Source organism: Diplocloster modestus, from assembly GCF_019042245.1.
In the GTDB taxonomy this organism is placed as follows: domain Bacteria; phylum Bacillota; class Clostridia; order Lachnospirales; family Lachnospiraceae; genus Diplocloster; species Diplocloster modestus.
Genome location: NZ_JAHQCX010000006.1, coordinates 118,698 through 142,168 on the forward strand (window position 1 = coordinate 118,698; position 23,471 = coordinate 142,168).

General features: G+C 48.0%; 25 protein-coding genes. 8 read left to right on the top strand and 17 right to left on the bottom strand.

Annotated features, from left to right (window positions below):
- Positions 1-4 precede the first annotated feature (4 nt).
- Positions 5-898, bottom strand: a complete 894-nt coding sequence (locus KTH90_RS10880) for a cation diffusion facilitator family transporter (RefSeq protein ID WP_408626288.1) — start codon at positions 896-898, stop codon at positions 5-7.
- A gap of 701 nt (positions 899-1,599) precedes the next feature.
- On the opposite strand from KTH90_RS10880, the gene KTH90_RS10885 reads away from it, so the two are divergent.
- The 6 genes from KTH90_RS10885 (at position 1,600) to KTH90_RS10910 (ending at position 6,916) form a co-directional block, all read left to right on the top strand.
- The gene (locus KTH90_RS10885; RefSeq protein ID WP_158352436.1) at positions 1,600-1,947 is read left to right on the top strand and encodes a transporter; all 348 of its coding nucleotides are present in this window, start codon (positions 1,600-1,602) and stop codon (positions 1,945-1,947) included.
- 246 nt (positions 1,948-2,193) lie between these two features.
- On the top strand, positions 2,194-2,736 hold the full coding sequence (locus KTH90_RS10890) for a D-lyxose/D-mannose family sugar isomerase (protein WP_158352437.1): 543 nt from the start codon (positions 2,194-2,196) through the stop codon (positions 2,734-2,736).
- Positions 2,737-2,763: 27 nt separating this feature from the next.
- A complete protein-coding gene (locus KTH90_RS10895; RefSeq protein WP_158352438.1) occupies positions 2,764-3,693 on the top strand; it encodes a class II fructose-bisphosphate aldolase in 930 nt (309 codons plus the stop codon).
- Positions 3,694-3,706: 13 nt separating this feature from the next.
- Positions 3,707-4,837: a carbohydrate kinase family protein gene (locus tag KTH90_RS10900; protein WP_158352439.1), complete on the top strand. Its 1,131-nt coding sequence runs from the start codon at positions 3,707-3,709 to the stop codon at positions 4,835-4,837.
- Positions 4,838-4,847: 10 nt separating this feature from the next.
- A complete protein-coding gene (locus KTH90_RS10905) occupies positions 4,848-6,026 on the top strand; it encodes an ROK family protein (RefSeq protein ID WP_158352440.1) in 1,179 nt (392 codons plus the stop codon).
- A gap of 65 nt (positions 6,027-6,091) precedes the next feature.
- Positions 6,092-6,916: a MerR family transcriptional regulator gene (locus KTH90_RS10910; RefSeq protein WP_158352441.1), complete on the top strand. Its 825-nt coding sequence runs from the start codon at positions 6,092-6,094 to the stop codon at positions 6,914-6,916.
- Positions 6,917-6,983: 67 nt separating this feature from the next.
- On the opposite strand, the gene KTH90_RS10915 is transcribed toward KTH90_RS10910, so the two are convergent.
- Together KTH90_RS10915 and KTH90_RS10920 are read right to left on the bottom strand one after the other, a co-directional pair.
- Entirely contained in the window at positions 6,984-7,199 is a 216-nt protein-coding gene (locus KTH90_RS10915) for a hypothetical protein (protein WP_158352442.1), read from the bottom strand.
- Positions 7,200-7,254: 55 nt separating this feature from the next.
- Positions 7,255-7,752 (bottom strand): SAM-dependent methyltransferase, encoded by a 498-nt coding sequence (locus tag KTH90_RS10920; protein WP_158352443.1) that lies wholly within the window; start codon positions 7,750-7,752, stop codon positions 7,255-7,257.
- A 195-nt stretch (positions 7,753-7,947) separates the two neighbouring features.
- Between KTH90_RS10920 and KTH90_RS10925 the strand changes: the two genes are divergently transcribed.
- Together KTH90_RS10925 and aroE are read left to right on the top strand one after the other, a co-directional pair.
- On the top strand, positions 7,948-8,316 hold the full coding sequence (locus tag KTH90_RS10925) for a VOC family protein (protein ID WP_158352444.1): 369 nt from the start codon (positions 7,948-7,950) through the stop codon (positions 8,314-8,316).
- Positions 8,317-8,346: 30 nt separating this feature from the next.
- Positions 8,347-9,207: a shikimate dehydrogenase gene (gene aroE, locus KTH90_RS10930; protein WP_158352445.1), complete on the top strand. Its 861-nt coding sequence runs from the start codon at positions 8,347-8,349 to the stop codon at positions 9,205-9,207.
- Positions 9,208-9,279: 72 nt separating this feature from the next.
- Here the strand turns inward: aroE and KTH90_RS10935 are convergent, their stop codons facing one another.
- From KTH90_RS10935 to KTH90_RS11000, 14 genes are all read right to left on the bottom strand, one after another.
- Positions 9,280-10,329: a hypothetical protein gene (locus KTH90_RS10935; protein WP_158352446.1), complete on the bottom strand. Its 1,050-nt coding sequence runs from the start codon at positions 10,327-10,329 to the stop codon at positions 9,280-9,282.
- Between the two features lie 142 nt (positions 10,330-10,471).
- Complete coding sequence (locus tag KTH90_RS10940) at positions 10,472-11,275, bottom strand: hypothetical protein (protein ID WP_158352447.1); 804 nt, start codon at positions 11,273-11,275, stop codon at positions 10,472-10,474.
- Positions 11,276-11,304: 29 nt separating this feature from the next.
- The gene (locus KTH90_RS10945) at positions 11,305-11,997 is read right to left on the bottom strand and encodes a TasA family protein (protein ID WP_158352448.1); all 693 of its coding nucleotides are present in this window, start codon (positions 11,995-11,997) and stop codon (positions 11,305-11,307) included.
- Entirely contained in the window at positions 11,994-12,527 is a 534-nt protein-coding gene (locus KTH90_RS10950; protein WP_238726791.1) for a signal peptidase I, read from the bottom strand. Before KTH90_RS10950 ends, KTH90_RS10945 begins: the two co-directional genes overlap by 4 nt.
- A complete protein-coding gene (locus KTH90_RS10955) occupies positions 12,508-13,179 on the bottom strand; it encodes a SipW-dependent-type signal peptide-containing protein (protein WP_158352450.1) in 672 nt (223 codons plus the stop codon). The genes KTH90_RS10950 and KTH90_RS10955 overlap by 20 nt, the downstream gene beginning before the upstream one ends.
- Positions 13,180-13,222: 43 nt before the next feature.
- Positions 13,223-14,068, bottom strand: coding sequence for a BsaA family SipW-dependent biofilm matrix protein (locus KTH90_RS10960; RefSeq protein ID WP_158352451.1), 846 nt, complete (start codon positions 14,066-14,068; stop codon positions 13,223-13,225).
- Positions 14,052-14,573, bottom strand: coding sequence for a signal peptidase I (locus tag KTH90_RS10965; RefSeq protein WP_158352452.1), 522 nt, complete (start codon positions 14,571-14,573; stop codon positions 14,052-14,054). The genes KTH90_RS10960 and KTH90_RS10965 overlap by 17 nt, the downstream gene beginning before the upstream one ends.
- 30 nt (positions 14,574-14,603) lie before the next feature.
- The gene (locus KTH90_RS10970; protein WP_158352453.1) at positions 14,604-15,491 is read right to left on the bottom strand and encodes a BsaA family SipW-dependent biofilm matrix protein; all 888 of its coding nucleotides are present in this window, start codon (positions 15,489-15,491) and stop codon (positions 14,604-14,606) included.
- Between the two features lie 81 nt (positions 15,492-15,572).
- Entirely contained in the window at positions 15,573-16,412 is an 840-nt protein-coding gene (locus KTH90_RS10975) for a BsaA family SipW-dependent biofilm matrix protein (protein ID WP_158352454.1), read from the bottom strand.
- Between the two features lie 137 nt (positions 16,413-16,549).
- Positions 16,550-17,176 (bottom strand): BsaA family SipW-dependent biofilm matrix protein, encoded by a 627-nt coding sequence (locus KTH90_RS10980; protein ID WP_158352455.1) that lies wholly within the window; start codon positions 17,174-17,176, stop codon positions 16,550-16,552.
- A 12-nt stretch (positions 17,177-17,188) separates the two neighbouring features.
- Positions 17,189-17,866 carry a BsaA family SipW-dependent biofilm matrix protein gene (locus tag KTH90_RS10985; RefSeq protein WP_158352456.1) on the bottom strand — a complete coding sequence of 226 codons (678 nt, stop codon included), beginning with the start codon at positions 17,864-17,866 and terminating at the stop codon, positions 17,189-17,191.
- A gap of 26 nt (positions 17,867-17,892) precedes the next feature.
- Positions 17,893-21,090 (bottom strand): vWA domain-containing protein, encoded by a 3,198-nt coding sequence (locus KTH90_RS10990; RefSeq protein WP_158352457.1) that lies wholly within the window; start codon positions 21,088-21,090, stop codon positions 17,893-17,895.
- Positions 21,091-21,105: 15 nt separating this feature from the next.
- Positions 21,106-21,555, bottom strand: a complete 450-nt coding sequence (locus tag KTH90_RS10995; RefSeq protein WP_238726792.1) for a hypothetical protein — start codon at positions 21,553-21,555, stop codon at positions 21,106-21,108.
- Positions 21,556-22,024: 469 nt separating this feature from the next.
- Positions 22,025-23,170, bottom strand: a complete 1,146-nt coding sequence (locus KTH90_RS11000) for an AfsR/SARP family transcriptional regulator (RefSeq protein ID WP_238726793.1) — start codon at positions 23,168-23,170, stop codon at positions 22,025-22,027.
- Positions 23,171-23,471: the final 301 nt, after the last annotated feature.

Genomic DNA, 23,471 nt, shown 5'->3' on the forward strand with positions numbered 1-23,471 from the left:
CATACTACCTGGGGTTCACATGGACCATGCAGTGCTTACAGCCGGGGAATTCCTCCTCTATTTTGAGATGTACATCCTCCGCTATGGAGTGGCTGTCCCTGAGGGTAAGGTCCCCATCCGCCCCGATCTCAATGTCCACATAGATCTTATTTCCAAACAACCTGGTCCTCAGTTCATCGATTTCTTTCACGCCATCTATGCTAAGAATCACTGCCTTCATTTTTTCAATCGTTTCTTCATCGCAGGATTTGTCTACCATCTTCGATATCGCGTCGGAAAAAATATCAAAAGCCGCCTTGATAATAAAGATGCAGATCACTACGCTGGCGATCGGGTCCAGAACCGGAAGTCCCAGACGCGCTCCCAGAATACCGACAAAACTGCCCACGGAAGACAACGCGTCAGACCGGTGATGCCACGCATCCGCCATCAGTGAACCGGAATTAATTTTCCTGGCCGCAGCTCTCGTGTACCAGTACATCCACTCCTTCACTACGATCGAAATCACAGCCATACTAAGCGGCAGGACAGACGGGATCTTCAGATTTTCATAATTTCCCCCGATGATATCGTTAAGTCCCACCATCCCAATACCAATGCCGGTAGCACACAGAATCGTAGCCAATAATATAGAAGCAACACATTCCATCCGCTCATGTCCGTACTGGTGATCTTCATCCGAAGCCTTGCTGGATATATTGACACCGATAATTACAATAAAAGTACTGAACACATCAGACGCAGAATGAACCGCATCAGACAGCATCGCTTGGGATCTGCCTATAATACCGGCAGCCAGTTTAGCGGCAGACAACAACAGATTTACAATAATGCTGACCACAGATACCTGGATCGCTGTTTGTTTATCCGTTTTTATACTGCCTGCTTTTTTTACCAGCTTCTTCCTTACTCTGCTCTTATCTTCTATATTGTCCGCTTTTTGATTTTTGTCCAATTTTTCTATTTTGTCCGATTTTTCTATTTTGTCCGCTTTTTTTACTTTGTTCTCTTTTACAATTTTGTTCTCTTTTACAATTTTGTTATCTTTTCCGATTATGTACTCTTTTTCCGTAGTGTTCTCTTTTTTCATACATCATGCCTCCCGTTTCTTTAGGCTGGAAAATATAATTCTTACTATTATATTAGTTTCATCCTAAAAATGCAATCACTTTTTAATATATTTCCCTCTAATTCCGCCCATATTCTTCCTATATTTCTTCCTATATTTTCCCCCATATTTCCCCACATGTTTCCTCCTATAAATGACACTATGATTACTATCAGAAAATTCAGAAATCTTTCGCACTCTCCACAATAAACTGAGCGGTAAAACCTAACTTTCATTTCCGGATTTGGATTTTTTACAAGAACTTTATTCTGACGAAATTAACGCTTTTAACCCCCTTCTGCATCTAGAAAACAGGCACGTAAAATCCCGTCGTAGATATATCAATGAATATATGGTAAAATAAAACAACTTTAAACGTTCCATTCAAGAAATCCAATCCGTGAATTTACTATAAAAAATTAGAAAAGCGCAAACCCAGCCTCAAAATCATATTAGAAAACAGCGTACCAGATGCGCCAACGGAGGAAAAAATGACATTATATTATCATATCTGTACCGCCATCACAGTTGGAGTAATCATTGGTTTTCTCATAGGCAGTATAAAACCAATGATAAAAAAACAGATATACACTGAAGAAAAGATTATTCATACCCGTAAATTATTAAACAGATTTGCCGTTATATTAAAATACATTACTTTTTTGCTGCTCACCTTAGGTCTGATCTGGTGCAGCTATTTCCTGCTATTAGGCATCGTCATTCCATCCCAGGCAGACTATGCCAACAACATAGCGGAGCTCATCGTATCCGTTCTAACCGTTATATCTATTATATTTGCCTTCGTCGAATTTCTCAGACGTACCGATAACAAAAAATGAGCAGGCAATCCTATCGGGAGATCTCTATGGTACCCATTTTATGGTAAAACACTTTTACCTATTACCCAATTATGATGTGTCATGAAACTGTTTGAGGAAAGCTGTACCATTCCAAATTTTCGTCTTTTAAATGGTTAATTGTTTCAAATTATGATTGACTTCTGTCCGCTTTCCATTTATACTTTATTTAGTAAAACTCTTTTACCAATCAGATGTCTATATCAAATTTCGGAAGGAGAATAATCGATGACAAAAGAAACTTACCTGGAACTCAGAGAAAAAACGCTTGCCTATTTTTCCCGCGCACATATTGCGCTTACTTCTGCGGAGGAGGACGCTGTCGAAGTAGCTGATTTCGGACTGGATGATGTGATGCGTACCGGACTTGAAAGTATTGTTTACATAAATACCGACAGATGCTGCGCGAAGGAAATGGTCCTGTTACCTTACCAGACCTGCCCTGAGCACCTGCACCCGCCTGTAGGCGAGGATTATCCCGGGAAAGAGGAGACATTCCGCTGTCGTATGGGCACCGTATACCTGTACGTGGAGGGGGCAGCAACCGAAGACCGCTGTGCCGCGCCGCCTGCCGGAGATGAGGCTTATTACACTGTTTTCCACGAAATAAAATTAGAGCCCGGAGATCAGTATACGCTGTATCCCGGAACCAAGCACTGGTTCCAGGCCGGCAGCGAGGGCGCCGTTGTCAGTGAATTCAGCACGCATTGTTACGATGAGTATGATATCTTTACAGATACCCGAATCAACCGTATTCCCACCATTGAGTAAGCACGTTACAAAAGGAGGAAATTTATTATGTTAGCAAATCTAAACGATGTACTTATCCCCGCGAAAAAAGGCAAATACGCGGTGGGCTTGTTTAACGCCGTCAATCTGGAATTGGCCAGAGGTATCATCAGCGCGGCTGAGGAAACCGGTTCTCCCGTTATTATGGGAACCGCTGAAGTTCTGTTCCCCTATGGTCCGCTTGACGAAGTGTCCTACTATCTGATTCCAATGGCGAAAAAGGCACGCGTGCCGGTGGTCATCCATCTGGATCACGGCCTCCGCAAAGAAACCTGTATCAAAGCTCTGGAGCTTGGTTTTTCTTCCATTATGTATGACTGCTCCACAGACCCCTATGATGTCAATGTTCAAAAAGTCAAGGAAATGGCCGATATCGCCCATTCTTTCGGCGCCACCATCGAAGGTGAATTAGGACATGTGGGAGACAATGAAGGATCTCACGAAGGTACCTCCACGCTTACGGATCCTTCTAAATTCTATACCGATCCCAGGCAGGCGAAAGATTTCGTCGAAAAAACCGGCGTGGACGCGCTGGCGATCGCTGTGGGTACCGCTCACGGCGCTTACAAGCTGCCTCCTAAGCTGGATTTTGAACGCATACAGACCATCGCCCGGACCGTATCCGTGCCTCTGGTACTGCACGGCGGCTCCGGCCTTGCCGACGCGGACTTTAAAAAAGCCATTGAAAAAGGCATCAGCAAAGTCAATATTTTTACAGATATCAATATTGCCGCTGTGGAAGCCGAGCTTCAGGCATTCGACAAGATCGAAAAGGGACTGATCGATCTGATTCCCGCCGCCGTTCTCGCCATTAAGAGCGCCGTCATCAAAAAACTGGAATTGTTCGGTTCCACCGGAAAAGTGCATCACAGTGCCGCTGATATCGAAGCTATCGTACAACTGGTAACCAAAGAAGTGCTCAGCACGCTTGGAAAATAAAAGGGGGATTCTTATGGGTAACGTAAAATCCAGAATGGCGATTGCCGCAGGGCATATCTGCCTGGATATCACACCTGCCTTTCCAAACGAAAAGATCCGCGGCATCGACGAGATGTTCGTTCCCGGACGTCTGATTCAGATGGGGGAGGCTGACGTACATACCGGCGGAGCGGTCGCCAATACCGGTTTAGCCATGAAAATCCTCGGAGCTGACGTACGCCTTATGGGCAAGGTTGGCAAGGATGCCTTTGGCGACCTGGTTCTGTCAAAATTAGAGGAATATGGCGCTTCAGAGGGCATGATCGTATCGGACGGTTCCGCCACATCTTATTCGGTGGTACTGGCGCCGGTTGGAATTGACCGGATCTTTCTGCATTGTTCAGGCGCCAATGATACGTTTGTTATGGACGATATTGATTTTTCCCTGGTCGGCGACGCCGCCCTGTTCCATTTCGGGTATCCGCCGCTCATGAAGAGTATGTATTCCGACCACGGAAGAGAACTGGTTCAACTGTTCCAAAAGGTCAAATCGCTGGGAGTGGCCACCTCCCTGGACTTCGCCGCCATCGACGAAAATGCGGAAGTTGGAAAAGCTGACTGGGAAGGAATTCTGTCCGCGGTGCTTCCTTATGTGGATTTCTTCGTTCCCAGCGTAGAGGAGCTGGCCTATATGCTGGACCGCTCCAGATATCAGGAATGGGTGAAACGGGCAGCCGGCGGTGATGTCACCTCCGTGCTGGATATTGAAAAAGATGTTCGTCCTCTGGCCGACCGCCTGCTGGATATGGGCGCTAAGGTTATCCTGATCAAATGCGGCGCTCCCGGTCTGTATTTGCGCACCGGCGGTCAGGAGCGAATCAGCCAAATCGGTGGCGGACTGCCGGAAACTATGATAAAATGGGATAATCTGGAACATTTTGAAAAAAGTTATCGTCCCGACCGCATTTTATCCGGAACAGGCGCGGGTGATACCAGTATCGCCGCCTTCCTGTGTTCGGTCCTGAACAGTAATACCTGGCAGGAGGCTATGCAGTATGCCGCAGGCACAGGAGCCTCCTGTGTAGCCGCCTATGACGCGTTAAGCGGCCTGTTGACCTTCGATCAGCTTCGCGCCAGAATCAACGCCGGTTGGGAAAAAAATTAGGAGTTACAGCATGCCGTCTAAAACAGGAATCAATAATCAGAATCTAAAATATCAGAACCGCGGCCTGATCCTTCAGTTAATCGCTACGGGAAATGAGATTTCCCGGATTGAGCTTTCCAAACGATCCGGTTTGACGAAAATGTCCGTCACCAACATCATTTCAGAATTTATCGACCGTCATCTGGTCCGGGAAACCGGGCCCGACCGGGCGGTTACCCCCGGACGGACTCCCATCTATCTGGACATTTCCCCCGATGCCCCGAAAGTCATCGGTGTCCTGATTAACCGTGATTCCTGTTCCGCTGTCCTGTGTGACCTGAAGCTTCACATGCTGGCCCTGGAAACCGCTGATATTTCCCACTGTGACAGCAGCCGGCTGCTGGATATTCTCTTCGGTCTGGTCGATAAAGTCAAAGAACAGGCCTCCGGCCCGATTGCCGGGATCGGAATCGCTTCCTTAGGCCCTGTGGACACAGTCAACGGTATCATCTTAAACCCCACTAATTTTTACGGTATCAATAATATTCCCATCGTCCGGATCTTCGAGAAATGCTACGGCGTTCCCGCCTATCTGGACAACAACTACGACTGCGCGGCTCTGGCCGAGCGGTTCTATGGAATCGGCCGCAGCTATGAAGATTTTATTTTCCTGGGTGTCACCAACGGGATCGGCTCCGGCATCATATCCGGCGGGCAGCTCTATCACAACGCAGCCGGTTACGGAAGCGAACTCGGGCATACCAGTATCGACTATAACGGCAACCTGTGCGCCTGCGGCAACCGGGGCTGCCTGGAGACCTATGCCAGCGCGTCTATTATCCAGCAGCAGCTTAGGGAAGCCACCCAAAAGTACTTAACCTTCCGGGAATTCTGTACAGATCCATCCCATCCCGCCATTGCGCCCATTCTGTCGGACATGACAGACAAGATATCCAGCGCGCTGATTAACGCCGTAAACCTGCTGAATCCACAGGCTATCATTTTAGGGCATGAGGCAGTCTATCTACCCGATGAAAATGTGGCGCAGATGGAGGAACATATCAATGCCATAAAGCTGGCCAAAGACTACCATATTCCTGTGCTTCGTTCCCATTTCGGTGACAACGCGCAGCTTTTGGGAAGCACCTGCTGCGTCTTGAATGGGATTTTCCGGGGAAGTTCCAGGGTAGGCGAATTATTTTTTGGTTAGATGGTTTGAGAGGTTGCTTGAAGAGGCTTGTCTCAAAAATCTAAAAAAGCCAGGAGGCCCCCCCCATGTTTCGTATAGGAGAATTCTCAAAGCTAACTCAGGTATCGATTCGGATGCTGCGGTATTACGACGAGCAGGGTCTATTAAAACCTTCAAAGACAGATCCGATTACAGGCTATCGGAGTTATACGGCAGAACAGATTCCGGTGCTTCAGCGGATTATTTTCTTAAGGGATCTGGATTTTCAGGTGAGTGAGATTGCGCTGGCGCTGGCGCATTGGCAGGACAGGCCCATTACCGATTTACTGGAGCATAAGAGGCTGGAACTGCTGGATGAGATGGCTAAGATACAGGAAAGAGTCGATAAGATCGATATCGCCGTCAAAGATGTGCAGTCCAGGAAACTGGATGTCCACTGTAATGTGATTTTAAAAAGTGTTCCGGAATTGTCCGTTTTATCTCTGAGGAGACGGATTCCGGATCATTTTTGTGAGGGGAATCTCTGGCTTGAGCTGAATCGCTTTGTGACGGAAGAACATGTAGCACTGGATTCTGGCGTGAATAATCTGGCCCTGTTTTATGATGAGAAGGAAGCAGACACTGAGGTTGATGTGGAAGTTTGCTGCCTGGTAAAAAAGGCGGGGATCGGGCGGGGCGATTTTGTGTACCGGCTGATTGCCGCAGAGGAGCGGATGGCCTGTGTGATGGTTTATGGACCTTATCAGAATATTGGCACAGCTTATCATACGTTTGCCAAATGGCTGGAGGAACACAGGTATTATGAAATGAGAGATCCTGTTCGTCAGATCTGCCATCTAGGCCCTTTTAATGAAGAGGACCCAAAACGCTATCTGACAGAGATTCAGGTACCGTTACAACGGCGGGATTGATCTCAGATATGGTTGGGATATCCGCCCATATCTGAGAAATAGATAAAGAACTGTGATTGGTTTTTCGTTAGTTTCCCTTGCTGCTCAATGGGTTACTGTGATTTTCAAAGAAGGGATTGTTGTCCGGTTCCGGCTTATTTCCTTCCCGGTACTTGGAGTTCTGGCGGATCATTTCCGCGCGTTCCTGTTCCTGTTTTAAGGTTGTCTGATTTTGTTCCAGCCTGGATACAGGCTGATTCTGTTCGTGTTTGGATGTTATTTTACTTTGATTCTGTTGTTTCATATGCGCGCCTCCGGATTTTGTTAGGATAGGGATAGTTTGTGCTATCCTTTTATTTTTATTCTGATATTGGGATGGCGGCGCGATTAAATTCCGCTTCCCAGTTAAAGTCTCCCGAACTCTCCACACTGTCCGGCCAATGGCTGCACCAACCGGGCACCTGGGGATATTCGATCCTGTCTATGCTTGGAGTATAGGGTTTCAGATCCAATACCGGTGTCCCGGGATTGGCGTCGATGTAGGCCAGATGGATCTTTCCGTTTTCCCACTCGATTCCCGTAATATCAGAGGCAGTTATGGCCACCGGGTTGGGGCGGATCGGAGATCTGGTGGCAAAAATTCCCATAATTTCAGGACCGTTCTTATAGGGTGACGGACACTCCAGGACTGACCGGTATTCCTCTTCGTCGAAGTCGCTGAACCACCAGATCACCTGTATGGCTCCGAATCCTTCCAGGCCTTTCAGGCAAGGCAGAAATTCTTTTTTCAGCTGAATATACATTCCCTCCTCATCTGCACTTATTTCACCAATTGGTTTTACATAAAGCTTTTCCATGTTATTTCCTCCTATATTTATGTTGTGATGATCATATACCCTCACATCATGTGAGAGTCAACAAAAATGCATGTTCCTTTTTCTTGCAATCTTCTGCATAAAAACGTATACTTAACAGTATCTAACACATGCTCTGCGGGGTGCCGGAAATGGTACACTTTTCTGATCCGCATACACTGAGAAAGGAGCAGCTATATGATTCATTTTAATCATTTCAATTTCAATGTTCTGGATCTGGACAGAAGCCTGAAATTCTATAAGGACGCGCTGGATCTGGCGCCGGTCCGGGAAAAGACCGCTTCTGACGGATCTTTCCGTCTGGTTTATCTGGGAGACGGCGCCACGGGATTCTCTCTGGAGCTGACCTGGCTGTCCGGCCGAAAAGAACCCTATAATTTGGGAGAATGCGAATTTCATCTGGCTTTTGTAACTGATGATTATGATGGTCTGCATCAAAAACACAAAGCTATGGGAATCATCTGCTATGAAAATGAAAATATGGGAATCTATTTTATCTCAGATCCCGATGGCTATTGGATCGAGATACTTCCCATGAAAAAATAAAACAATAAGAGATGACAAGGAGGTTTTTCTATGCCGGACACCAAAGAGAAATGCTACCGCAAAGAATTTATCACCGTTTTCGGTTCACCCGTTGACGAAAACCCAACCGTAGTTATTATGGACGCCGCTTTTAAGGCCCTCGGACTGGACTGGATCTACAACGCTTTCGAGGTATATCCCCAGGATCTGGAAACCGCAGTTCAATCCATAAAGGCCCTGCATATGAAAGGTGCAAACTGTACCATTCCCCACAAAGTAGCGGTCATGAAATATCTGGACCACATTTCGGATGCCGCTTCCATCATCGGCGCTGTAAACACCGTCTATCTGAAAGATGGGGAGACATACGGTGAAAACTCCGACGGCAAGGGCTTTACCAAAGCGCTGGAAGAAGATCAGATCCCTATCACAGGCAAGAATTATGTTCTGCTGGGCGCAGGCGGCGCCGCCAAGGCGATCGCCGTAGAACTGGCTCTGGCCGGCGCCGGAAGGATCACTGTAGTAAACCGCAGCAGAGGACGGGGCGAAGAACTGGTTGAATTGCTGCTGTCCAAAACGCCGGTAAAAGCGGATTTTGTCCTCTGGGATCATTCCTATGAGCTGCCCGCAGACACTGATGTGCTCATTAATTCCACCAGTATCGGCTTATATCCGGACACCTCTTCCCCTGATCTGGTATACGACTCCCTGCGCCCGCAGATGGTAGTCTGTGACGTGATACCGAATCCTCCTCAGACGCCCTTCCTGACGGAAGCCCAAAACCGTGGCTGCCATACGCTTAATGGCTGTGCTATGCTGGTTAATCAGGGAGCAATCAATATCAAGCTCTGGACCGGTCTGGATGCCCCCAGGGATATTATGAAGGCCGCCCTCTTAAAAGAATTCCAATAATATCCGCACCAATTAAAAGGAACCTATGCTCTGCTACATAGGTTCCTCTGCACCGATAAAAGGAAAGTTGACTTATTCATGTTCAGATGTATTATGATTCAAATGGTTCTTTCTTCTGAAAATAAAGAATACCCCTCCGCCCAGCACGATCACTGCAGCAAAGATTCCGCCCAGTACCAGCGGGCTTACATTTCCAGGTGTTTCCTCTCCGCTTCCCAGTGGAACTTCTTCCTCCGGGATTTCCGTCAGATTGCCGTCCGTTTCGTCTCCGGCTGTGCCTTCATCTCCCCCGCCCTGCGTTCCGTCATCTAAAGGTACCTCTTCTTCTGGAATCGTGGTTGTATCTTCTCCCTCCAAAGCTGCGTTATCTGCGCCGCCTCCGCCAGGGTTTACATTGGCTGCCGGTACCGTTACATTTTCATATATATCGGTTCCGGGTCCCTGCACATAATCATAATCGGTTACGGTACGGCCAGGGATCTCCTCAATAATGACGTTGGGACCAGTTGTGCTGGTGTACTGGAACTGAATGATATTCTCTGTTCCGGCGCTTCCCAGGGTCATCTCTTTTACATAGCTGTCATATTGATAGCCCTCGATATTTCTGGCCGTATAGGTTATTTTCGTATTTTTATTTCCCACACTGATCACGGGAGGGGCGACATCCTCGCCGCTGGATGCATCTACAAAACGGATCGTGTACTCTACGGAATCGACCAATGCGATGTAATCGGCTACGTAATCACCGTTTTCCGTGACGGTCTGCTGCGTCGGCCAGCTGGCAGTATCCAGATAATACTTGCCTTCATGGGCTGCGTCAAATTCCACATCACCGGCATTCGGTACTCTGGGATAAGCAGCTCCTGCCGGTACCGTGATCCTGATACTTCCGGTCGCCTGACTCCGGGTCACCGCATTGCTTGTATATTGTCCGACATACTCCTGATACAGACTATCACTGAATCTTGCAATATTACCCGGACGATAGGTAACTGTATATGTATTTTCCACTGTCTGGTTTTCATCCGCTTTTACTGTCATAGGCGCTGCCGACAGGTTCAGGCAGATTCCAAGACAAGTGATGATTGCCATACGAAATAAACTTTTTGCGGTCTTTTTCATTGCTCCTCCGCCTTTCCTGACATACTTCGGACACCTTATTCCTACGCCCGGTTCTGTCCCGTTAGGATAACTATAACAGACAGGCACTTTCGCCAACTATTTCATAAGACATTTTTTTATAAATTTTTCCCGGCCGGCGACATTATTTTTCCATTTTATCCTCATTTGCCGCATTCCCGGTGTTTGAATCCTCTTTTTTATTTTTCTTCACCACAACAACGATCAGCACGATCACCGCGGCTACTGCTAATAACAGGAACAAAAAGACTGGCGCGTTATCTCCGGTCTGGACCAGACGAACGATCCTGTTGACCGGCCCATCCGTGATCACCGTCTTAGTGACCACTTTGTCCTGGTTCTGCTGCCTGATCACTGTGGGTTCTTCATATCCGGCGCGGAATTCGAACTGGAATGTTCCATCAGCCGCCTGATAGTCATTGCTGTGGGATTCCCCGTCCAGATATACCTGCAGGCGTATCACGGCATTCTCACCCTTAGTCAGGGCAGCGATCTTCAGCCAGTCGTTCAGGCTGCCGTTCATATTCTTCAGGCCCTGTTCGTCGCCGCCAACCCGAACACTTCCATCCGCTTCTGCGCCGCCGTAGATCGTTGTGACATCTGACCCTTGCGTCACTGTCAATGTAATCTGATAGGCCGCGTTGGACCGCTGCTCCGTATCTTCGAAAGCCTTCAGAACTTCCGTCCGCATGAAGAAATCCACCGTTTTATCGGAAGTATTCTTCAGCACGATCTCCTGAGCCCGATCCTCGCCAGGGAGCATATCGGAGAAGGCATTTCCGAAATTATTCGTATCCTGATAGTTGTATTTGATCTCCTCACTCCCGTCGAATACTGCGGTGGGAGTCGTATCATCCGCGTAGGCGACGGTTGACAAGCCGAACACAAGCGTCAGTATCATGCTCAAAGCCATTATTCTTTTTTTCATGATATCCTCCTTCTTTCTCGAGTATCCGGCTACTCTTCTATGCTCGAAATTTTTCCGGCGTCGTCGATGGTGGCAAGTACACCCCATTCCGACATCATCGCATCCTGCCCTTTCATGGTCTGCACGGCGTCTGCCCGCATTTTAAGTGCAATGCCCAGATCCGCATATTCATTTTTCAGATCATAGGAAATCTCGATCTGGTCCATGAATATGGATGTGTTCTGCCCGGGTGCCAAAGGTTTTGTATAATATAGAACCAGCTGTTCTTTGTCTTCGCTTTGTAAAATCCAGTCGCCGCTTCCCGATGTTCCGGCTGTGTTGGCCGGCTGCAGGATGATCTTGCCGGCATCCTTGTTCATGTCTTTTGTAAAGGCCTCCAGATTCGCATCGTTTCCACTGTTGGAATCCTTACCCCAGTATTTCGTGATGGTGAGGCGGACATAAAGTTCGGTATCCTTTGTATTGGTAACACAGACTTCTTTCGGAATAATCGAACCGGGTGCGATCTTATCCACGAAGACCGTTCCGTTCGGCAGCTCGGTGTAGATCTCCCTGCCACTCCCATCCTGCCCTACTTCACTCAGCTGGATTTCCAGTGTTTTCGTATTGATCTGCTGCTGCACCTGATGGCCAGTAGCCTGGAAGTAGGCCAGTGACCCACCGATTAATGTTATCGTAACGAGAGCCGCCGCCACACCCATGAGTATTAACTTTTTTTTCACTTTGCACTCTCCTTTGACTTTAACTTCTCTGCAGCCACCCACAGAGCCAGCACCACCGCGAACGCTGCGATGCAGATTACGACTCCCGTGTAGGAATGCAGATAGAACGATAATCTACCCAGCAGCGGAATGCCGAATACTACTTTACCAACTACACGGCTGTATCCGACCGGTGTGGTGTCTTCCGACTCATTGGCATCCCCTTTTGTAATAAACTGTTGCTTCTCTTCTTCAATCCGGACTACCCGATGGGTCGCGGTCAGCTCACTGTCCGTGCCCAGCCGAAAGGTAATCGCATCTCCCACCTTGATGTCCTGCGGGGCCACCGGTTTTACGAAGACCGCCTCCCCTACGGAATACTCAGGTTCCATACTGTCTGTCAGAATACCGTAGATCTGGTATCCGAACACCTTCGGCAGCACCAGCGGCAGGGAAATCAGGATGATACCCAACATCAGTACAATTCCAATACCGTTTAAAATCCCAGGCAGCATCCTTTTTTCCGTCCGCTTATTTGTTCGTACCTGCATAGACTTCCGCTTCCACTTCTTCTCCATCCGCGTTTAACCACGCGCAGGAGGTTATCTTGCCGCTTGCATCTCTTTGATAGGCAGGAGTAAAACCCTCTGCCTGCACAGCCTGCGCAACGACATCCACCAGGATTTTCTGGTCATTCATTTCCAGTTCCCATGCTCCGGGCAATTCAATCTGATTAAATACATATACGGAGTCTCCGGCCTTTAAGATGCCTTCGTCTTCCCCTCCGATATAATAGCAGTACCACTTGCCGCTTTCCTTCGGATCCGCAACTACAACCCAGTTTTCATCGATATCGATATTCTCTATCGTTACAGGAGGAACGGCAGCTTCCGGATTCGTGATCGTGACAACCGCACGCACGTAGCTGTCCAGAGAATCCTCTGCGACCGTTATTTTCGGCATTTTGGATATAACGGCGCCCGGCTCCAGATTCTCAGGATCCACATAGGGAATCACTGGTCCTTCCGGGTTCTCCGGGTCTTCCATGTCCTCAGTCAAGGTGATGTCCACATGGCCGGTACCGATAATATTGGAAGCGAAATCATAATCGGTAAAATAAGCCAATGTTGCGCCTATCCCGATCACCACAGCAAGCAATGCCATGATACTGATGATTTTTATTAAATTCTTTTTCTTTTTCATCAGGTTTTCTCCTTTATCTTCTCTGCCAGGATCCCACCGGCCGCTACTTATTACACATGTTTCCCAGGTATGTCAGCAGCTCCTTAAAATCATCCGGTATGATCCCGGTATCGGTTGACCAATCGCTTTGGATCGCTTTTTCACTGGCCTGAAGGGTTTTTGCAGTGATATCCAGCTTATAATTCACGGCATCATATCCGTATTCGGAAGTCTGATACGTAAATGACTGCTTATTTTCACCGGTTTCCTCATCATACCAGTATACCTGCTCGGTATTCGACACTACATTTTCAAGCTTGCTGTTCATGGTGACGCTCTCGAGCAGCTGCGGCGATGATTTCCCCGCTTCCACGATCCCCATATACAGGAAATAGTAGACTCCATTCTTAACATCGTAACGATATACCCATTTGCCTTCATATACCGAAGGATCGGTTCCTTCGATGTACTCTGTTACATCAGCCCCAAAGTTTTTGACAGCCACTTCCTGGTAAGACACGATTTGTCCATCCTGCTGTTGGATATCAAAGATCACCGGAAGTTCCTCACCGGCATTTGCCACTAAGATATCCTCGAGCTCTTTGGTCTCGTTATTGTATCTTTGCAGATACACGTCTTCCCTTCTGACGCAGCTCTCATCAAACCTGGCTGCAACGACCATATCGACGGTTCCGGTATTATCAACCCTTACCTTCTTCTCGACTTCTACTCCAGGCTTCCAGTCAGAGGGCGGATCGAATTCCTCGTGCAGATCGGAATCGAATTTGCCCATGGTCAGCGTATTCTCTTTGGTTTCCTGGTCGCTGAAATATGCGATCGTTCCTCCAATCAAGAATACACATACCACAGCAATCAGGGAAATCAGTTTTACTTTACTGTTTCTCTTCATTCTCTTGTTCAGCCCTTTCTGTCTCCCTCTTTTTCTTGGGATAAAGACTGTCTAATATGATACTGATTATGATAATCGCCGCCATAGCGATGATTACCGGCAACTGTTTCCCGTAGGATATAAAATATCCTGCAAAGGGAATCGACAGCTCTGATGCTCTCCCTATCACATTGGCGGCATCCACCGGATTTGCGTCCTCGGAAGGATTTGCGTCTCCTTTTGTGACAAAGGTCCTGCTGATTTCATTCTTGGTCGTCACCCGGTGGGTCACCAGCGCGTCTTCCCCCGCTTTGAACGTAATCGCGTCGCCCACCTGGATCTGTTCAAACGGGGTACTCTTGTAGTAAATCACGCTGCCCACATGGTAGGCCGGCTCCATACTGCCGCTGAGTACGACAACGGGTTTATACCCGGCCACCATGGGAGCGGCGATCAATACATAAGCGATGATTACCGCGAATACAATCCAGGAAAGGACGCTGAAAATATGTTTTAATAGTCTCATAAATTCCAGCCTTTACAATTGTTTGCCGGCTTACTGTACTCCAGCCGGAAGTGTCCAGCCTGCAGCCGCCAGTGCATCTGCTGAAGTCTGTACAAAGTCAGTGGTGATGGTCAGTAAATAGTTGGCATCCGCATATCCGGACAGTCCTGCTTCAAGAGCGGAGGTGTTTTTGGTAAACAGAGCCATCCCCTTATTCTGTTCTAATTTCATGAAATCAGCTACGGTAGCTGCGCCGGAACCAGCCAGCAGTTCTGCCTCTGATTTCCACACGGCGTCTGCCGGAGGAGCGGTCAGATTCTTGTCAGGATCCGCGCAAAGCGCATAAGTGATAACGGAACCATAGAGTCCCATATCTGCGTCAATTGCAAGCGTTACGGATTCCAGAAGTGCTTCCGTGCTGTTGGTGGGCTCCAGAGGTTTGTAGTAGTAGAAATATCCGTCACCGCCGTCAACCCATTTGGCATCGGCTCCGCCTATATTTACAAGATTCTTTGCCACCACGGTGTCATCTACGGTTACATTTGCAACACCGTCATTCTCACCGTCGGCGTCTTTTGTCTGGAATACATTCAAGATTTTCTTGGCAGTAACTCCAGGCTCGACAGCCGCGTCATTTGCCTTGATGTCGATGAAGGCAGTGCTTTCGTCTTTTCTGGTCCAGGTCTCATCGAATTTTACTCTCACATACAGCGGATAGTCGCCTGTGTTTGTGGCGGTTACTAACTTTTCAACAGTTGCTCCAGGCTCCCAGTCCTCGCCTTCGCCGGGGTTGAATTTCTCGACTGTCTCTCCGCCGTAGGACTTGGTGGAGAACGGGTTGTTGATGGTTGTGGTCTTATTGAAATAAGCCAATACGCCGGCTACCATTGCCAGGACGAGGAGTCCGCTGAGTACCAGCACTTTTTTATTCTTTTTCATGTGAAATCCCCTTTCTTTTCAATCGGGTGTATACATCCGGGCATACACCGCTACCTGTTTTCTCGTTATCCTGCGTCTATTTTACTGGATATCCTCTGCTTGAAGATTCCAGCCGGCCAGAACGTCTGCAGGGATGGTTACTGGGGTAACACCGTCTACGTCTTTACCAAAGAATGCGTTGACTGCCTTGTCGGTGGCCTGGCAGGTCTGGGCGGTAATAGTCAGGCTGTAGTTGGAGCCGCTGTATCCGGTTGCATCGGGATCAGCTGCGGTTACTGTCTTATTATGTAAGGCTGTCATTGGCATCGGATCTGTGTATTCTTTCCATCCGGTCGCTGCATCACCGGTAACTCCGGCTGCCTCTGCTGCCTGGATATCTTCCAGTTCCGTGTAGTATTTGGTTACCGTATATTTACCCATATCAGTGTCTGCCGCCAGGGTCACGGAATCCAGAAATTTCTGAGTGCTTGCTTCTGCTTCTAACTGCGTGTTAAAGTAGTACCAGCCATCGTCAGCCTTGGTCCATCCAGCAGTAATCAGATTCTTCGCTACAACCGTACCGTCTTCTGCGGGAGTAAGGCCGTCCTCAGGATCTACCTGTGATACAGCTGCCGTGGTTACTGCGGCATTGTTCGCCTTATAGGCAGCGTCTTCACCGGTTCTGGTCCATGTCTCTTCCATTTTCACACGTACCACCACCGGCATATCTCCGGTATTGATCACTTCCACATCTTTATTAACCTCTACACCGGGTTCCCAGTCTTTTTCCGGAATGAAATCCTCCGTAAGGGTGGAACCATATTGTTTTGTGCTGAAGTTATTGGTCGCGGTCATCGTTTGATTGAAATAAGCCAGGGAACCTCCTACCAGGGCTACGATTGCCAGACCTACGATTCCGGCGGCCATTTTCTTGTTTTTCATTTTTCTTCCTCCTGTTTTTCTATTTATAATGAATGAATTTTTCATGAAACCCGTTTATAAATTCTGCTTTCAATACCTGTTTTGCTTCTTGATGTTTTGTCCTTTGGTGTTTTGTCCTTTCATTTTGTCCCTGGTGTTTATTCCCACCGGACATCTTCTCCGCTGATGGCTGCCTGCCGTCCCCATATGGTCTGTGCCGCCTGCGCATCGGCCTGTACGGTCTCCCCTTTGATCGCCACATCGCACTGTACATTGGAGTAATCTGTTCCGTCATGTCCGTCGTTGGTCAACTTTTTACTGAAGGTTACGGATTTTAAAACCTGCTCGGTAGACTCTCCCGCATGAAATACTTTGTTATAGTAATACCAGCCGTCGATCAATACCCACTGGGTGCTGCTCCCTCCAGGCATAACCTGGCTGTAATTCAATGTCACCGCATCCTCCGGGATCTGTGCCGGCAGATCATTGCCCTCCAGGTCCTTCCAGCTGATCTGCGGCTGAAACCGAAGCAGCATATCCTGCTCTCCGTCATTCTCAAACCAAACTTCCTTCTTCTTCTGCTCACCAGGCACCCATTTGTCGGATGGATCAAACTGTTCCATCACCACAACCTCCGCCTTATTGGTGTTGAATGGATTCGGCAGCGAATTGCTGTTGGCAAAGTAGGTAACCGTGCTTCCGATTACGAGCACCAAGGCTAATCCGACCAGAAGCAGAACTCTGAATTTGGTTTTCCTGGGGAGCCTGTTTAACTTATCTTTCATTTCCCACTCCTCCTAATTCGTGTCCGGCTTTGACCAGGTCACATTCCCCTGACCGTCTACCGTTGCCTTCATACCAAACAGTGTGCTTGTGGCATCGGTGTTCACCTCTGCGCTGTTGAGCGTTCCGGGGCCGTCACTGACCTGCACTACCTCCGATTTGAAATAGAGGGTGTAATCAGCTCCTTTATAATCGGTATAGGTGGGATTCAGGTAATCCGGAAAAGTAACACTTTCCAGTACCTTTGAGGTCGATCCCTGTGAAGCCAGTACTTTCGTGTAGTAATACCAGCCGTCACCTCCGTACCACCAATCCCCGCTGCCGCTTTCCGGCGTAAAACCACCGCTCCAGTTTTTGACTGCCACATCCTTGTTGTCCACCGTGTTCGACAGATAGACCTCATCTGTTCCATCCTGTTTTGTCCAATACTCTTCATAACTCATTCTCAGAAAAACAGAGGAACTTCCCGTATTCTTGAAACTCACTTCTTTTTTCTTGGTCGCTTCTGTGTACGATCCCTGGTCAAATTTTTCTGTAATTTCAGTCTCCGTCGTATGCGACTTCAGCTCATTTACCACAGACAGGTTCCACTGCTTCCACGCATAGGTACCGCCGATCCCCAGCAAAGCCATCAGGGCCAGCAGCGGAAGGAATACCCGGTATCTGAAATTACGTTTTGGTATGTACTTCATTTTCCACAGTTCCTCCTTCCAAATCTTTAACTATTCCCTCTGTATGCTTTGAATAAATTAAACACGCTGTCTGTATTGTGGAAATACCCTGTGTGCTCGAAACTGTTGTGTACTTCGACGATCAGGTCATCCCCCGGCTGTACTGTTACATAACTGCCGTCGCCGCTGATCCTGCCGGATACTTCCTGATTGGTCCTCGCGTCTTTTACAACGAGATAAGTATCGCTCTTCTCATATTCCTTCGGAACTGTCTCCGCAATCTGGAACCTGGTTGTCTTCGACACCTTGATCACCGGGCTTGCAGTCCCTTTTCCATTGACGGCCTGCAGAACCGCTCCCATTTTCACCGGGTTATCTGCCGGCCCCAGAATTTGGATCATAAATTCGTCATCCGCGAGATCTTCCCGGTAATTGTCAATATATTTCTGTACCCGGAACTTTCCTTCATTGGCCGCTACTACCGGCTTCTGATAATCCTCGGCCATATTCTGGTAGGCATATCCCTGATCCGTCTTGATCGTTTCCCGGTAACGGACCTGCGCCGTAGTGTTGGAGTACAGACCCAGTCTTCCGCTGCTGACCGGATTGATCAGGTCATAATCCGTATCCGGATCACCCGTGTCCTTAAGCGGAGTCTCGTATGCCAGCTCCGTCAGCTTCACATTAAAGGACATGGTATAACGGGTTCCCGACTCCAGGAAATAATCTTCGTCAAAAATCAGGTTAATTGTCTTTCCACTGATCTCTATTCTATATAGGTTCGGATCCAGCGTTACCGGCCCAGGATCTTCCGGCCCCTGCCTGGTAACCACCAGCCCTATGCTGTCTCTTGTGGCCTGGGGCCTGCTTCCTGTAGTTTTTACAAAATCAACATAGCCGCTGAGTGTATCGGTAATCGTCACATGTGATATCTGCTTCGTGATGGAGCTGACGATCGCCGCAAATGTCTCTTCCAGCTGGGTCGTGTTGTTACCGGATAAGTACATTCTCTCCGTCGCCCCGACCAGGTTTCCCAGTTCGGTCAGATAGGTCTTATAGCCGCTGTCCCCGATTCCCACGGAATAGAAACCTGAGATTCCGGTAATCTGTGCCGCAGCATACTTGCTCCAGTATTTGGTCTGATCGTCCCAATCGCTTCCATATCCATGAATTGTGGTACCTGAAGGTCCATAATAAAACGTCGGCTGACCATCGGTAACAAAGATTACATACTTTTTACGTCCGCTCTGGTCTTCGTCGATGACTCTTTTGGCTTCCTGTAATCCCGCCTGGTAGTTCGTTCCCGACTTGTTCTCCCAGATATTTTTTCCCCGATACTCACCATCTATGATTTGGCAGAGTGTCTCTTTGTTCTGGAGGCTGGTCTCTGTAAATGACACATATTCCTTAGCCTCGTTACTAAATGTGATGATAGACATACGGTTGGGATTCTTCCTGCCTTCTGTCATAAAGGTGTTAACCGCAGCTTTGGCGGCATCCTGCAAATGCTGAAGCCTTGACCTGTCATCCTCCATCTTGTTATTAACCATACTGCCGGAGCGGTCCAGGAGCAGAATCACATCCACCGGTTCCGATTCCTGTTTGGGGATACCCAGTATATCCAGATATAAACGGTAGCTGTCTTCATCGGCAAGTCTTGTATCCGGATTCGGATTTCCGTCTCCCAGATAATCGATCCGTTTATTGTGTTCCACCGGTTCATAGCCTGGCAGCGGCCTTTCGTCTCCCGATCCGGTATCGATGTGATCGGGTACCTGGAAGTAGAAATGCAGCCGGTCATCACTGTCATTATTCGAAAGATTTGACCACGTACTGCCGTTGGTGGTGTACTGGAATTTATAGCTGCTGCCTGATCTTACATATCTCAGCTGCTGAACCCTGGTGCCATTTTTGGTGGTCACAGCCTTTAATTCTCCATAAGGCCCATTGAGCCCGCTTCCGAACGCCTTGTTTCCTTCGGTTACCAACGCGCTTCCGATCGCTTCCAGGTTTGAAAGCGTCTGTCCCTGCTGGATTCTCAGGAATGGCCTGTTGCCACTGTAATACTCAGATATCTGGCTTCTGTTGCTGTTATTAATATCCTTATAGTTATAGAATCTCAGATTCGAAAAGTTATTATATCCAGCCGCCGCAGGCTGAACCCCCGATGCCAGCAACGCCGTTGCAAATACGGAAAAGCTGTCGGACACAAAGGCCACATCTGTGATAGCTCCGGAATCTTCCACTTCCACGGCCGACTGCTCAGTGATATCGATCAAAGAAACGCCGCCTTCCGCATTTTCATCTTCTTTCAGATGCTTAACCGCGGGCCGGATCTCCGGCAGTGCTTCACTATCATCAAGTATCATGGGTGCAGGCTGGTTTTCCGGGCTTTCGGGATCTTCCTGATCCTCTGATCCCGCTGCCTCCTCCGGTACGATCGGATTGGAAAAATTCATTTTAACGGAAACATCACCGACCGGCTCAATCTCACTCTCTTCACCTGTCTCTTCATTCGTGATGCAGAAACTGATATCATAGGCCTTGAAACCAACCATTATGGTGTCTTCCTGTTCCGCAACCGACTCTTCCAGTTTTGATCTTGTCAACTCATATTTCGAGTTTATCTCTTCGAGTCTGCTTCTCTCTTCTTCCTCTGCCTCTTCCGGTATCTCCTGCCAGATGACCGGTACTACCTTCAGGACTGCGTCCTTGGGTAATACACCCGGCAGCGCGGTTACTTCAATATTTACGTCCTCATCCGTGTAGGCGGCTTCGAATCCTTGTAAAACCTCTTCCTTATCCACCTCCGAAGGAATATCAGTCTGTGCGTCAGGACTTACGGGAAGCTCTGACGGAGTGGGACTCGGCTCTGGGTCTGAGTTCTTCTCCTCTGCGTCCGGTGTCGGGCCCGGGTCAACGGCTGGCGTTCCATTCGAAGTGTCGGGCGTCCCGTCAGCATCCGGCGTTTGGGACGGTACCGGCGTCACCGGCTCTGATACGGCCAGCAAAGCTTCCGTCCCCTCCGGTGTTTCCGTAGGCTCCGGTGTTTCCGTCACTACCGGCAGTGATTCCGGCGCTGTCACGTCGTTCACCGCCGGCGTTTCTGTGGGCTCCGCCGTCTGCCCTTCTGTTTGTGTGCCTTCTCCCTTTTCGTCACTCGCCAGGGAAGGGAAACCATTTCCCAATATTAATGTCAGGCAAAGGATAATCGCTACCACAGTTATAAATCTTTTATCCTTCATAATTTCCTCCTCTTCTTATGCTTCCTCTGTCTCCGCTTGTTCCAATGCACTATCCATCAGCTTTAACAATTCTAAAGCACTTCTGAAACTCTTAGTAATCTTCTTCTCAGCCCAGACCACTTCCCCCTGCCAGGTCGCATTTTGGCGGTACTGCACATGTACGATAAAAGTACCTTTCTCCCCGCCTTTGCTTGTGATCTCACTTGGATCCATTACTTTTACCGCCTCCTTTAATGCTGTATCTTTTCGTTCTATAAATAAACGGTCTTTCGTTGATGCCTGCGGATAACTGATACTCTCAAAGAAGCGCTCCATCTGTCTGATCATCTGATACTCGTTCTCAAACAGGATCGGCTCTTTGGCGTAACAATGATAAATTCTTCCGCTTCCCTCACCATTCCGGGTATCATCGATACAAAGATTCAGAATATTGGGGGCCGAATAGCTCATATTAGATTTACACATTTTCACTGCCTCCCAGCAACTTCTAAACACACTATAGCAAAAATGGTATTTCGCAAGCTCTTTCGCAATTACTTTTTTTGTCAGAATATGATCAACTGCGAAAGAATTGTGAAATTCTATCGAATTGCATGAAGAAGAGTTTCGCTTGCGAAACTCTCCGCCTGCGGCGGGCCGCGCAAGCGGCATCTTCCTTTCCACCGCAGTGCGATCCCCGCGGAGCGTTTTTTATTTCATAGGAGCACTTTCCTATGAAATAAAAAAAACCTGCATAGCTGACTATGCAGGTCACAACCTATACTTGCTCAGGAGGCAAAACCGTCACCGGCTTCAACATTCCATCACATACATTTAAAGTATCCTTTTATCTACACAATTATTTTAACACAGGTACTATTTCCCGATCTCTTTCATTACACTGGTTTGCGATGATTATTTGATTCTTCTGGCCTTTTCCGTGCCTCATTCCACTTTACCAGGTTACATTGCTGAAACTCAGCTTATCCGCTTCATGCTCCTTCATATCCACCACGGATGTTACCAGATATCTGATCTTATTCCTTCCCCCGCCCTCTTCTTTGAAGGTTTTATCTATCCTTCGTGAAATGATCGAGCAATTCTCCTGATTTGTTCCGGACAATAAAAGTAAAAACTGGCAGGGACTGTACCTTGTATACAAATCTCCCCGTCTTAAGGACCTGCGCACCGCCATTTGAAAACGTTCGGAGACATCACGTGTTTTCTCCGTCTTCTCCAGGGGTCTGCCCGATGAGTCCGTCAGGGTACACAGCATCAGGAAAGAGGAAATCCCATTTCTCTCCATCATCCGGCTCACCAGCCGGTAGTTGTCGATAAAGCTGGGGAAAGTACAATAGTAAGCGCCCTCCTCGTGTCGTTCTTCCCGGATCTCTTCCTTAATATCCGTCAGGCTTCCCACCGGCAGCTGAATATGGCCGCTCATCGTCTGGAAACGGTCCAGCATTTTCTTTGACGGCGTCAGCCCCAGCTCATCGAAAAACATCTTCGTGGCTTCTTCGTAAACATCCATCGCTTCTTTGTATCTGTTCATGGCGATCAGGCTGTCGATTCTTAAGATCTGCCACTCCTCAAAGGGATATATCTGCGCGGCCGAGGTGCAGAGCTGATACACTTTTTCATATTCCCGCTGCTGTTTCAGAAGTTCACTTACTTCCCTCAGACATTTAAAATACATTTCCTGATAAGAAACATTGGCTACTGTGGCCCATTCCTCACCTATCATTATGGGAAGAAACTCACCGCGGTACAGGCCGCAGGCTTGTATATAGAAAGAAGTCTTTTCATACGGGTCCGGCGTCCCTTCCGCCTTCTCCACCAGCTTCCCGAATTCATGTACATCGACCCAAACCGGTATGTTCTTACTCCATGTACACAATCCGCTTTTAATCTCAATATAGGGATCTTCCGGCAGACCCGCAGTTTCCAGCTGCCTTCTCAGCCTGAATATCGTATTGTTCAGGCTGCTGTTCCCGTTCTCCACTTCATCCCGCCCATACAAAGCTTCTACCAGTGTACTTTTCCCGATTCCTTTGTCCATATTTATCATCATTATCTGAAAAAGTTGAATAGATTTAGCCATATTATTTCGTCCAAATGACACTGCTTTATCTTTATATGTAACATTAAATCCACCCAACATTTGCACTTTTAGCCCCGCTTCACTATCCTGCATCTTATTTCTCCTTTACCCCTGGCACTGCAGCTGTTCCTGTTTGCCTGCCCAAAATCCACAAATCTTATATCAATTTACTTAATTATATTCAATTAAAGTTCAAGCGTCAACCCACCTTTGCCTACAAAAATGCTATTTGGGGTGGGATATCCTGAAAATTTTTTATAATACAGTTTATACTTATCGTAAAAACAGGAACAAGCCGTCA

What these genes read in the sequence shown, in the direction of transcription:
- KTH90_RS10885 (WP_158352436.1), top strand. Translation starts at nt 1,600, where the DNA reads ATGACATTATATTATCATATCTGTACCGCCATCACAGTTGGAGTAATC.
- KTH90_RS10890 (WP_158352437.1), top strand. Translation starts at nt 2,194, where the DNA reads ATGACAAAAGAAACTTACCTGGAACTCAGAGAAAAAACGCTTGCCTAT.
- KTH90_RS10895 (WP_158352438.1), top strand. Translation starts at nt 2,764, where the DNA reads ATGTTAGCAAATCTAAACGATGTACTTATCCCCGCGAAAAAAGGCAAA.
- KTH90_RS10900 (WP_158352439.1), top strand. Translation starts at nt 3,707, where the DNA reads ATGGGTAACGTAAAATCCAGAATGGCGATTGCCGCAGGGCATATCTGC.
- KTH90_RS10905 (WP_158352440.1), top strand. Translation starts at nt 4,848, where the DNA reads ATGCCGTCTAAAACAGGAATCAATAATCAGAATCTAAAATATCAGAAC.
- KTH90_RS10910 (WP_158352441.1), top strand. Translation starts at nt 6,092, where the DNA reads ATGTTTCGTATAGGAGAATTCTCAAAGCTAACTCAGGTATCGATTCGG.
- KTH90_RS10915 (WP_158352442.1), bottom strand. Translation starts at nt 7,199, where the DNA reads ATGAAACAACAGAATCAAAGTAAAATAACATCCAAACACGAACAGAAT.
- KTH90_RS10920 (WP_158352443.1), bottom strand. Translation starts at nt 7,752, where the DNA reads ATGGAAAAGCTTTATGTAAAACCAATTGGTGAAATAAGTGCAGATGAG.
- KTH90_RS10925 (WP_158352444.1), top strand. Translation starts at nt 7,948, where the DNA reads ATGATTCATTTTAATCATTTCAATTTCAATGTTCTGGATCTGGACAGA.
- aroE (WP_158352445.1), top strand. Translation starts at nt 8,347, where the DNA reads ATGCCGGACACCAAAGAGAAATGCTACCGCAAAGAATTTATCACCGTT.
- KTH90_RS10935 (WP_158352446.1), bottom strand. Translation starts at nt 10,329, where the DNA reads ATGAAAAAGACCGCAAAAAGTTTATTTCGTATGGCAATCATCACTTGT.
- KTH90_RS10940 (WP_158352447.1), bottom strand. Translation starts at nt 11,275, where the DNA reads ATGAAAAAAAGAATAATGGCTTTGAGCATGATACTGACGCTTGTGTTC.
- KTH90_RS10950 (WP_238726791.1), bottom strand. Translation starts at nt 12,527, where the DNA reads ATGCAGGTACGAACAAATAAGCGGACGGAAAAAAGGATGCTGCCTGGG.
- KTH90_RS10955 (WP_158352450.1), bottom strand. Translation starts at nt 13,179, where the DNA reads ATGAAAAAGAAAAAGAATTTAATAAAAATCATCAGTATCATGGCATTG.
- KTH90_RS10960 (WP_158352451.1), bottom strand. Translation starts at nt 14,068, where the DNA reads ATGAAGAGAAACAGTAAAGTAAAACTGATTTCCCTGATTGCTGTGGTA.
- KTH90_RS10965 (WP_158352452.1), bottom strand. Translation starts at nt 14,573, where the DNA reads ATGAGACTATTAAAACATATTTTCAGCGTCCTTTCCTGGATTGTATTC.
- KTH90_RS10970 (WP_158352453.1), bottom strand. Translation starts at nt 15,491, where the DNA reads ATGAAAAAGAATAAAAAAGTGCTGGTACTCAGCGGACTCCTCGTCCTG.
- KTH90_RS10975 (WP_158352454.1), bottom strand. Translation starts at nt 16,412, where the DNA reads ATGAAAAACAAGAAAATGGCCGCCGGAATCGTAGGTCTGGCAATCGTA.
- KTH90_RS10980 (WP_158352455.1), bottom strand. Translation starts at nt 17,176, where the DNA reads ATGAAAGATAAGTTAAACAGGCTCCCCAGGAAAACCAAATTCAGAGTT.
- KTH90_RS10985 (WP_158352456.1), bottom strand. Translation starts at nt 17,866, where the DNA reads ATGAAGTACATACCAAAACGTAATTTCAGATACCGGGTATTCCTTCCG.
- KTH90_RS10990 (WP_158352457.1), bottom strand. Translation starts at nt 21,090, where the DNA reads ATGAAGGATAAAAGATTTATAACTGTGGTAGCGATTATCCTTTGCCTG.
- KTH90_RS10995 (WP_238726792.1), bottom strand. Translation starts at nt 21,555, where the DNA reads ATGTGTAAATCTAATATGAGCTATTCGGCCCCCAATATTCTGAATCTT.
- KTH90_RS11000 (WP_238726793.1), bottom strand. Translation starts at nt 23,170, where the DNA reads ATGGCTAAATCTATTCAACTTTTTCAGATAATGATGATAAATATGGAC.